Origin of the sequence: Citrobacter sp. wls826 (assembly GCF_005281245.1) — a bacterium.
In the GTDB taxonomy this organism is placed as follows: Bacteria; Pseudomonadota; Gammaproteobacteria; order Enterobacterales; family Enterobacteriaceae; genus Citrobacter; species Citrobacter braakii.
Genome location: NZ_SZWS01000055.1, coordinates 90,483 through 100,643, shown reverse-complemented (window position 1 = coordinate 100,643; position 10,161 = coordinate 90,483). Strand labels below are relative to the sequence as shown.

The following is a 10,161-nucleotide window of genomic DNA, read 5'->3' as shown; positions in this document are numbered from 1 at the left end:
AACCGGGGCATAGCCCCGGTTGTACCGTTTTCTGTGTGTTATCCCGCAAACAGGCCCGTGGCGACGCCGAGGGCGGCCAGTATCAACAGTAAAATCATCGCTTTCACTGGTGATACACCGCGCTTGGCCATCAGATACCAGGTACCAAGCACCACAATCAGCGGCAGTAACTGCGGGAAGATACCGTCCAGCATCTGTTGAACATGGATATTCACCCCATCTTTGGTAATAAACTCCAGCCCGGTGCCAAGCTTAACGTAGCTGGCCGCCACGCCCCCCATGACAAACACACCCAGCAGCGATAACGCTTCACGCAGACGGGCAGACTTGCTGCTCACCAGCATTTCCACCGAGCCAGAACCCATTTTGTAGCCTTTCAGGAACAAGAACCACGAACCGGGAATGATGATGGCCAGCCAGGCAACGGTATAAAACAGCGGCCCCAGAATGTTACCGCCGGCCGCCAGGGCCATGCCGATGCTGAGCAGGATAGGGATCAGCATGCCAGGGATCATTGAATCGCCGATCCCGGCAATAGGGCCCATCAGGCCAACCTTCAGGGTATTGATGGTCTCCCCATCGATCGGTTCACCGTTCGCTTTTTTCTCCTCCAGCCCCAGCACCATGCCGTTTACGATCGCGCCTATCTGGGGTTCCGTATTATAGAATGAGGCATGACGGCGCAGCATTTCAGTACGTTGGGCTGCGTCGGGATAGAGCTTTTTCGCCACCGGAAGCATACTCAGACAAAAGCCAAAAGATTCCAGACGTTCAAAACTCATCGATGACAAGTTGTGCATCATCCATGCGCGCCAGCAGCGGCGAAGATCTTTACGCGTAAGTGTACGTTCTTCCATCAGAATTCATCCTCATCATCATCGGCTACCGACTTTGCATTCGCGGCCTGCGGCGGTTCCGGTTTGTAGTTGTAATGGATCAACGCCAACAGCGAACCGACGATCACCAGCGCGACCATGTTGAGTTTTAAAAATACGATGCAGACAAAACCGACGAGGAAGTAGATCAGCATGGTGTAGTTTTTGATGATCTGCTTCAGCAAAATCGCGATCCCGACGGCGGGTAAAATGCCGCCCAGTACGTTCATCGTTGACAGAACTATTTTCGGCAAGCTGTCCATAAAACCGCTGATATATTGCGCGCCGAAGTAAACCGCAATAAAAGTTGGCACAAAACGCAGGACAAAGTTTGTCACCTGTGGCCAGATGGCGCTGTTCAGGTAAATACCGCGTTCGTCACCCCGTTCCAGCGCCACATCTGCCCGGTGATTCCAGAAGGAGTTCAGTACCATCATCGCGTTAAACAAAATGGTTCCGGCGATACCGATGGTCGCCGCTAGCGCGACCGCGACCTCGGGGCCTTTTCCTGAAAGGATCCCTAAAGCGATTGCGGGGTAAGCGACAAAGTTGAGATCGGCCGGCATCGAACCGCCAGGCGTTACCATCGCGATATATACCGCCTGAACCGCGACGCCAATCATGATCCCGGTTTTAATGTCGCCGAGAATAATCCCGACCAGCATTCCGGAAATCAGCGGGCGGGTGATCAGATACCAGCCGCCGGTCAGCCCCAGAAGCCAGGGACTGCTGAGGGCGCCGAGATAGCAAAGTATGCCAATCAACGTAGCTTCGATAATCATCGTGCGCTCCTTATTTCAGCTTCTGACGTGCGTCCTGCCAGCTGTAGCAACTGGCATCAGGAACCAGGCGAAACTCAACCAGGTGCCCATGTTGCGTCAGCCAGTCAAAGGCGGCAATTTCATCCACGTTGACCGACTGATTCGGGCCGATGGTGGTGGTATCAGCACGCGCGCTCATCGGACCCACATTAATCTTGCCGTTGGCATTTTTCAGGCTGATACCTGCTTCTTCAATGCGTTTGAGCGTGACGGGTGATTTGCCAATGACGAAATAACGTTTCTCGCTGGCAATGACTTTTGGCAATTTTTCAATCGCGGTGGCCGTATCAAACAACCAAACTTTGGTGTCCTGTACGGCGCCTTTCATCACCGAAGAGAGCAAAGGGTCGGCCGCGACGGCGTCGTCTATAGCGACGATCCCATCACAGGGCAGCTCTTTGGCCCAACGTGTCACGAGCTGCCCATGGATTACGCGGTCATCGATACGTACAAAAGAAATACTCATAGTGGTTTCCTTTAAAAATCGTCGGACTGAACGGATAAAACCGGGGCGGCTTTAATCAGCGTGGGTATCGTCAGCGCCAACAGCTCGACGGCTGCGGCGTGAACATCCGTTAAATGGCAAATCTCCTCGCTTTGTAACAGCATCGGGAAATTGACCCCCGCTACGACGGCAACGGGAGGAACCGTTTGTGAAGAAAAAGCATGATGGCAGGCGACATTCCACGGCGTACCGCTTTGCATGTCACACAGCACCAGTACGCCGTCAGCGTCTTTTCCGGCACTGGTGAGAACCTGAGAGAACGTCGCTTTAAACCCTTCGATACCTGCCTGTTCACTCAGCGTGACGGGGTAAACATGCGGTAATTCTCCATAAACCATACGACCGCTGGCGAGAAGCGCGTCCGCCAGGGGACCATGGGTGGCAACAATTACGTTAATCATGCGCTTATCCTCTAACCCAGGCTTTAATCGTGGCGAGCTGTTGACCGACGCCTTTGCCAAACGGTGAAATACGATATTCTCCGACGGCGGCAGGGATGATAAAGGTCTCTGCATAGTTGACGACAAACGGGGGAAACGCGCCGCTCGGGCTTTCAACAACGGCCTGCGCACCTTCGACCAGGTTCAGGACGTTGACGCCGCCATGGGTATGGTGAGTGACCGGTGCCGTAAACCAATGGCGACGCGTTTCGATAAATTCGCGTTCGTGCATTCCGGTTCTTTCTTCCCGCCAACCCTCTCCTTCAGCCAGGGGTTCAATACGGTTGACGAGGTTGTCGTGCACCCATTGCGTGTCGCGCTGCCAGTCAATAACCTGCTGACCGTGATCCAGATGCACCGGACGCGGTAAGCCGTCTAACCCTAAGCGGCCCCAATCCCACAGCTTGAAGGTGAAGATATAGGGCGTTGCGCTGATCTCCAGCACCATGGTTCCTGCACCCGAGCAGTGTACGGTTCCGGCGGGGATCAGGAAGTGATCGTGTTTATGTGCGGGGATCTGGTTAACGAATCGTTCATCATCAAAGGTTTTTTCGCCACGACCCGCGGCCCGGAGGTCGTCGAGCATATCCTGCGGTGCGATCCCGGTTTTGGTCCCGAGATACACTACGGCGTCCGGCTCGGCTTCGAGAATGTAATAGCTCTCATCCTGGGTATAGTGCATACCAAACTGCTGTTGAATGTACTCTGTGAGCGGATGAACCTGAAAACTCAAATTCTGGCCGCCAATAGTGTCGAGGAAGTCAAAACGGATCGGGAATTCCGCGCCAAAGCGCGCATGAACTTTTTCACCCAGCAGGGGGCGGGGACAGGTCAGCACCAGATCCTGAGAGGGGATCTCGATCCGCACGTTGCCAAAACGCAGTAACAGGCTGTTTTCCTCGGGCACGCAATCAAAACACCACGCGTAATTGGGGGCTGAGGGATCGAGATCGAAGCGTTGTTTCATCCATTGCCCGCCCCAGACGCCTGGGTCAAAGAAAGGGGCAACGCGAAACGGTTGTTCGGTGGTTTGTTGCAGACCGGCGCGTAACGCGTCGCCGCTGACCATCGCGGGACTATTTTCTACCGTGGTATCGAGCAAATAATCGGCGCGTTTGAGTAACGGCGTTTTATGTTTGTCGAATACCCGCCATTCAATGAAAAAAGCACGTTTGTAACGACGAAGAATATCTTCATCCTGGTTTTCTGCACCCCAGTTACCCAGCCCGTTATGACGCATACGCTGTTGAATTTCCCAGCGCGGAAGATCGGCATAAACCAGTACGTCACCAGGGTGTGCCAGCGCAGCGCCTGAGCCGTACACGACAACCAGCCCTGAGGTAACGGCATCAATCTGTTGGCGGAGTTGGCTGAGTTTGTCGCTATCAAAAAATTCATCCAGGTGATGACAGGAGAGAACGCCGAATACGCGATCGTCGGTAAGGTTACGCGCCAGTAAATCATGCAGGGCCTGCTCATCGCGGCGGGCGGATTCAATATTCAGCACCAGTGCGGTATCTAATGTCGTAACAAGCTGTTGCTCCAGCTCGTCAAGCCGCACGCCCGGATAGCAATCCACGATCAATACGGTTTTGGCGGCGGTAGAAACCCTGGTGTTAAGCACTGAATGAATTGACGACCAACCCTGCCAGGCGTGGTTGTCATAGCCCTGAACGTTAACCTCAGGGAATTTATTATAGGTTGTACGCATATTCTGTCTCCGTGTTGGCTTATTTAAGATTAATCGATTAACCTTATTTTCATAGTGTGGTTAACGCGATTAACCCGCCATAATCAGAATCCAGTGCGGTGAAATGCACGTTAGCGTGATGTGAATCACACGTAAAAAGGCAATATTTCGGTTATTCGATTAACCTTCGAAATAAACAGGAGAGGTCATGACTACAGTCACGCTGGCGCAGGTTGCTGAACGCGCGGGAGTCTCCACGGCAACCGTTTCAATGGTGTTGCGTAACCGGGGGCGCATTTCTCAGGCCACACGTGACAGGGTGCTCAAAGCGCTGGACGATGCCGGCTATGTTTATAATCAAACCGCCGCCAACCTGCGTAACCGGAGCAGTAATCAGGTCGGATTGTTGTTACACGATATCACTAACCCTTTTTACGGTGAGATGACTGCAGGGCTAAGCCATGAGATGGAGCGGCATGACCTGCTTCTGTTTCTGGCAAACAGTGAAGAGTCAGGAGAAAGGCAGCAAAAATTTGTCGACTCGTTGATGCGCAATAATGCCTGCGGCATGGTGCTCTGCGCGGCGCGCGAAACACCGACCTCCTTCTTCGAGGCGCTGAAAAGGCGCAATATTCCCGCCATCATGGTGGTCCGCCCTCTTAGCGACCCTGATTTTGATTTTGTGGGAACCGACAACTTTCTCGGTACGCAAATGGCCACCACCCATTTAGTCAAAATGGGGCATAAAAATATTGCGTTTATCGGTGGTAGCCCAAGTTCCGGGAGCCGGGCACAGCGTATCGGTGGATTCACCAGCACGTTGCTGGAGCAGGGAATATCGCCGAATCCGCAATGGATAGTGGCGACGCAGGCCAGCCAGATTGACGGCGCAAAAGTGGCAGAGTCGCTTCTTATGCGGTTCCCGGAAATTACCGCCGCCGTTTGTTATCAGGATATTGTGGCGCTTGGGGTTATGCAGGCATTACGCAAAATGGGGCGTGAACCAGGGCGCGATTTTGCGCTGGTGGGGTTCGATGACATCACCGAAGCGGCGCTGGTACAACCTGCGCTCACCACCGTGTCGGTGGCCGCAAAAGAGATAGGTCGCAAGGCTGGGGAGCTACTTTATAGTCGCATTCAGGGAAATGACGAACCTCCGAAACGCATTATTCTGCCACCTGCGCTGGTGGTCAGAGAATCATGTGGTTTTCGCTGATCGTCATGCCTTTTACTGATATCTCTCCCTGTTTATCATTAAATTCTAATTATCGACGTTTTCGGCTGGCGGCGCAGCGATGTGCTGGTTAATCTGAAAACGATTTACGTAAAATTAACAAAAGAGAATAGCTATGCATGATGCACAAATCCGCGTTGCCATCGCGGGAGCCGGAGGGCGCATGGGGCGTCAGTTGATTCAGGCCACTCTTGGCATGGATGGCGTACAGCTCGGCGCGGCGCTGGAGCGCGAAGGTTCTTCTTTGCTGGGAAGCGATGCCGGAGAATTAGCGGGAGCCGGTAAAACGGGCGTTACCGTGCAAAGTAGTCTTGAGGCGGTGAAAGATGATTTTGATGTTTTCATCGATTTTACTCGCCCGGAAGGCACGCTGGCGCATCTGGCGTTTTGCCGCCTGCACGGTAAAGGGATGGTGATTGGCACCACTGGCTTTGATGACGCGGGCAAACAGGCTATTCGTGATGCTGCGCAGGACATTGCTATCGTTTTCGCCGCGAACTTTAGCGTTGGCGTTAACGTCATGCTTAAGCTGCTGGAGAAGGCGGCGAAAGTGATGGGTGATTACACCGATATTGAGATTATTGAAGCCCATCACCGTCATAAAGTGGATGCGCCGTCAGGCACTGCGCTGGCGATGGGGGAGGCGATTGCCGGGGCGCTGGATAAAGATTTAAAAGAGTGTGCCGTCTATTCGCGTGAAGGTTACACCGGTGAGCGCGTACCCGGTACGATCGGTTTTGCCACGGTGCGGGCGGGAGATATCGTTGGTGAGCATACCGCGATGTTTGCCGATATTGGCGAGCGCATTGAGATCACGCATAAAGCCTCCAGCCGCATGACCTTTGCCAATGGCGCAGTACGATCGGCAATTTGGCTGAAATCAAAGTCAAACGGTCTTTTTGATATGAAAGATGTGCTTGATTTACGCAGTTTATAACTTTTATTACCCTTCGTGATGTGGTTATTGTAATCATAACTATTTGATTACATGGGGCAATATTTTATTGCCCTTTTATTTTTCGCTTTTTAATTTGATTTTTTATTTAATGACCTATTTGTTTATGTTTTGCAGGGTTATTTTGTTATTTCAATGTAAATTTTGACCAAATGGTCCACTTTTATCTATCGCGCTTCCTGTTTTTACACTCTTTATCTTCCGCAAGCGTTTTCCACCCCAAGTTAGCTGATCTTTTTGCCTGTTAAATCGTGTGTTTTATCCCAGTGGCGTAAAATAATAATAAAAAATGCCCTTTTGGGTAGACTTTTACGTGGGCTATCTCTAGAATGCCGCCGTTTGCCAGAAATCCATAGGTAAGCAAATTTGCATTGATTCATGTGGTGTTAATGAATTAATATGCAAATAAAGTGAGTGAATATTCTCTGGAGGGTGTTTTGATTAAGTCAGCGCTATTGGTTCTGGAAGACGGAACCCAGTTTCACGGTCGGGCCATAGGGGCAACAGGTTCGGCGGTTGGGGAAGTCGTTTTCAATACTTCAATGACCGGTTATCAAGAAATCCTCACTGATCCTTCCTATTCCCGCCAAATCGTCACTCTTACTTATCCTCATATCGGTAATGTCGGCACTAATGAAGCCGATGCAGAATCTTCTCAAGTACATGCGCAAGGCCTGGTCATCCGCGACCTGCCGCTGATTGCCAGCAACTTCCGCAATACCGAAGACCTCTCTTCTTACCTCAAACGCCATAATATTGTGGCAATTGCCGATATCGATACCCGTAAGCTGACGCGTTTGCTGCGTGAAAAGGGCGCACAGAACGGCTGCATTATCGCGGGTGATAACCCGGATGCGGCGCTGGCGCTGGAAAAAGCGAAAGCCTTCCCGGGTCTGAACGGCATGGATCTGGCGAAAGAAGTGACCACCGCGGAGCCTTATTGCTGGACGCAAGGTAGCTGGACGTTGGCCGGTGACCTGCCGGAAGCTAAATCCGCCGATGAACTGCCGTTCCACGTAGTGGCCTACGATTTTGGCGCTAAACGTAACATTCTGCGTATGTTAGCGGATCGCGGCTGCCGCCTGACGGTTGTGCCGGCGAAAACCTCTGCTGAAGATGTGCTGAAGATGAATCCGGACGGTATCTTCCTGTCCAACGGCCCTGGCGACCCGGCGCCGTGCGACTACGCGATTACCGCGATTCAGAAATTCCTCGAAACCGATATTCCGGTATTTGGCATCTGCCTCGGCCATCAACTGCTGGCGCTGGCAAGCGGTGCGAAGACCATTAAGATGAAGTTTGGCCACCACGGCGGCAACCATCCGGTAAAAGATATTGATAACAACACCGTGATGATCACCGCTCAGAACCACGGTTTTGCGGTCGAGGAGGCCTCCATGCCTGCCAACCTGCGCGTGACCCACAAGTCGCTGTTCGACGGCACCCTGCAGGGGATTCATCGTACCGACAAACCGGCGTTCAGCTTCCAGGGGCACCCTGAAGCAAGCCCGGGTCCACACGACGCTGCGCCGCTGTTCGACCACTTTATCGAGTTAATTGAGCAATACCGTCAGTCCGCGAAATAATCAGGAGTAAAAGAGCCATGCCAAAACGTACAGACATAAAAAGTATCCTGATTCTGGGCGCGGGTCCGATCGTTATCGGTCAGGCGTGTGAGTTTGACTATTCCGGCGCGCAGGCTTGTAAAGCCCTGCGTGAAGAGGGTTACCGCGTTATTCTGGTGAACTCTAACCCGGCGACCATCATGACCGACCCGGAAATGGCCGATGCCACCTACATCGAGCCGATTCACTGGGAAGTGGTACGCAAAATCATTGAGAAAGAGCGCCCGGATGCGGTGCTGCCAACCATGGGCGGTCAGACGGCGCTGAACTGTGCGCTGGAGCTGGAACGCCAGGGCGTACTGGCTGAGTTCGGCGTGACCATGATTGGCGCGACGGCGGATGCCATTGATAAAGCGGAAGACCGTCGTCGCTTCGACATCGCGATGAAAAAAATCGGTCTCGATACCGCACGTTCAGGCATCGCTCACACCATGGAAGAAGCGCTGGCGGTTGCCGCTGACGTCGGCTTCCCGTGCATTATTCGCCCTAGCTTCACCATGGGTGGCACCGGCGGCGGTATCGCCTACAACCGCGAAGAGTTTGAAGAAATTTGCGAACGCGGTCTGGATCTTTCCCCAACCAACGAACTGCTGATTGATGAATCGCTGATTGGCTGGAAAGAGTACGAGATGGAAGTGGTGCGTGATAAAAACGACAACTGCATCATCGTCTGCTCCATCGAAAACTTCGACGCGATGGGCATCCATACCGGTGACTCCATCACCGTTGCGCCAGCCCAGACGCTGACCGACAAAGAATATCAAATCATGCGTAACGCCTCGATGGCGGTACTGCGTGAAATCGGCGTTGAAACCGGTGGTTCTAACGTCCAGTTTGCGGTAAACCCGAAAAACGGCCGTCTGATTGTTATCGAGATGAACCCGCGCGTCTCCCGCTCCTCGGCGCTGGCGTCCAAAGCAACCGGCTTCCCGATTGCTAAAGTCGCAGCCAAGCTGGCGGTAGGTTACACCCTCGACGAACTGATGAACGACATCACCGGCGGGCGGACTCCGGCTTCGTTTGAGCCGTCCATCGACTACGTTGTGACGAAAATTCCACGCTTCAACTTCGAGAAATTTGTTGGCGCTAACGACCGTCTGACCACCCAGATGAAATCTGTCGGTGAAGTGATGGCGATTGGCCGCACCCAGCAGGAGTCTCTGCAAAAAGCGCTGCGCGGTCTGGAAGTGGGCGCGACCGGCTTCGACCCGAAAGTAAGTCTGGATGACCCGGAAGCGCTGACCAAAATCCGCCGCGAGCTGAAAGACGCGGGTGCCGAGCGTATCTGGTACATCGCCGATGCTTTCCGTGCTGGCCTGTCCGTCGATGGCGTGTTCAACCTGACCAACATCGACCGCTGGTTCCTGGTGCAGATTGAAGAACTGGTGCGCCTGGAAGAAAAAGTCACAGACCTTGGCATCAACGGCCTCGACGCTGACTTCTTGCGCGTACTGAAGCGCAAAGGTTTCGCCGATGCGCGTCTGGCGAAACTGGCCGGCGTACGCGAAGCGGAAATCCGCAAGCTGCGTGACCAATATAACCTGCACCCGGTCTACAAGCGCGTGGATACCTGCGCGGCAGAATTTGCCACCGACACCGCTTACATGTACTCCACTTATGAAGACGAGTGCGAAGCGAATCCAACTCAGGATCGTGACAAGATTATGGTGCTGGGCGGTGGTCCAAACCGTATCGGTCAGGGCATTGAATTCGACTACTGCTGCGTACACGCCTCGCTGGCGCTGCGCGAAGACGGTTACGAGACCATCATGGTCAACTGTAACCCAGAAACCGTTTCTACCGACTACGATACCTCCGACCGTCTGTACTTCGAGCCGGTAACGCTGGAAGACGTGCTGGAAATCGTGCGCATCGAGAAGCCGAAAGGCGTTATCGTGCAGTACGGCGGCCAGACTCCGCTGAAGCTGGCGCGCGCGCTGGAAGCGGCAGGCGTGCCGGTTATCGGCACCAGCCCGGATGCTATCGACCGTGCGGAAGACCGTGAACGCTTCCAGC

At 53.4% G+C, this 10,161-nt stretch carries 9 protein-coding genes; 4 read left to right on the top strand and 5 right to left on the bottom strand.

What is annotated here, in order from left to right; all coding sequences use genetic code 11:
• Positions 1 to 38: 38 nt before the first annotated feature.
• Genes FDW87_RS16275 through FDW87_RS16255 form a run of 5 tightly spaced genes read right to left on the bottom strand, consistent with a single transcriptional unit; the run spans position 39 to position 4,352 of the window.
• Positions 39 to 857, bottom strand: coding sequence for a PTS system mannose/fructose/sorbose family transporter subunit IID (locus FDW87_RS16275; protein ID WP_016151643.1), 819 nt, complete (start codon positions 855 to 857; stop codon positions 39 to 41).
• Entirely contained in the window at positions 857 to 1,657 is an 801-nt protein-coding gene (locus FDW87_RS16270; protein ID WP_016151644.1) for a PTS sugar transporter subunit IIC, read from the bottom strand. The genes FDW87_RS16275 and FDW87_RS16270 overlap by 1 nt, the downstream gene beginning before the upstream one ends.
• Before the next feature lie 10 nt (positions 1,658 to 1,667).
• Positions 1,668 to 2,162: a PTS sugar transporter subunit IIB gene (locus FDW87_RS16265; RefSeq protein ID WP_047498314.1), complete on the bottom strand. Its 495-nt coding sequence runs from the start codon at positions 2,160 to 2,162 to the stop codon at positions 1,668 to 1,670.
• Between the two features lie 11 nt (positions 2,163 to 2,173).
• A complete protein-coding gene (locus FDW87_RS16260) occupies positions 2,174 to 2,602 on the bottom strand; it encodes a PTS sugar transporter subunit IIA (RefSeq protein ID WP_016155663.1) in 429 nt (142 codons plus the stop codon).
• 4 nt (positions 2,603 to 2,606) lie between these two features.
• Positions 2,607 to 4,352 (bottom strand): class I mannose-6-phosphate isomerase, encoded by a 1,746-nt coding sequence (locus FDW87_RS16255; RefSeq protein ID WP_047417256.1) that lies wholly within the window; start codon positions 4,350 to 4,352, stop codon positions 2,607 to 2,609.
• Positions 4,353 to 4,539: 187 nt separating this feature from the next.
• Here FDW87_RS16255 and FDW87_RS16250 point away from each other — a divergent pair, with 187 nt between their 5' ends.
• The 4 genes from FDW87_RS16250 to carB form a co-directional block, all read left to right on the top strand.
• Positions 4,540 to 5,547, top strand: coding sequence for a LacI family DNA-binding transcriptional regulator (locus tag FDW87_RS16250; protein WP_016151647.1), 1,008 nt, complete (start codon positions 4,540 to 4,542; stop codon positions 5,545 to 5,547).
• A 133-nt stretch (positions 5,548 to 5,680) separates the two neighbouring features.
• Positions 5,681 to 6,502, top strand: coding sequence for a 4-hydroxy-tetrahydrodipicolinate reductase (dapB, locus tag FDW87_RS16245; protein ID WP_019078344.1), 822 nt, complete (start codon positions 5,681 to 5,683; stop codon positions 6,500 to 6,502).
• Positions 6,503 to 6,957: 455 nt separating this feature from the next.
• A complete protein-coding gene (gene carA / locus FDW87_RS16240) occupies positions 6,958 to 8,106 on the top strand; it encodes a glutamine-hydrolyzing carbamoyl-phosphate synthase small subunit (protein ID WP_137379947.1) in 1,149 nt (382 codons plus the stop codon).
• Positions 8,107 to 8,123: 17 nt separating this feature from the next.
• On the top strand, positions 8,124 to 10,161 hold a 2,038-nt coding region (carB, locus tag FDW87_RS22855), incomplete at its 3' end, for a carbamoyl-phosphate synthase large subunit (protein WP_252363219.1).

What these genes read in the sequence shown, in the direction of transcription:
- FDW87_RS16255 (WP_047417256.1), bottom strand. Translation starts at nt 4,352, where the DNA reads ATGCGTACAACCTATAATAAATTCCCTGAGGTTAACGTTCAGGGCTAT.
- FDW87_RS16265 (WP_047498314.1), bottom strand. Translation starts at nt 2,162, where the DNA reads ATGAGTATTTCTTTTGTACGTATCGATGACCGCGTAATCCATGGGCAG.
- FDW87_RS16275 (WP_016151643.1), bottom strand. Translation starts at nt 857, where the DNA reads ATGGAAGAACGTACACTTACGCGTAAAGATCTTCGCCGCTGCTGGCGC.
- dapB (WP_019078344.1), top strand. Translation starts at nt 5,681, where the DNA reads ATGCATGATGCACAAATCCGCGTTGCCATCGCGGGAGCCGGAGGGCGC.
- FDW87_RS16260 (WP_016155663.1), bottom strand. Translation starts at nt 2,602, where the DNA reads ATGATTAACGTAATTGTTGCCACCCATGGTCCCCTGGCGGACGCGCTT.
- FDW87_RS16250 (WP_016151647.1), top strand. Translation starts at nt 4,540, where the DNA reads ATGACTACAGTCACGCTGGCGCAGGTTGCTGAACGCGCGGGAGTCTCC.
- FDW87_RS16270 (WP_016151644.1), bottom strand. Translation starts at nt 1,657, where the DNA reads ATGATTATCGAAGCTACGTTGATTGGCATACTTTGCTATCTCGGCGCC.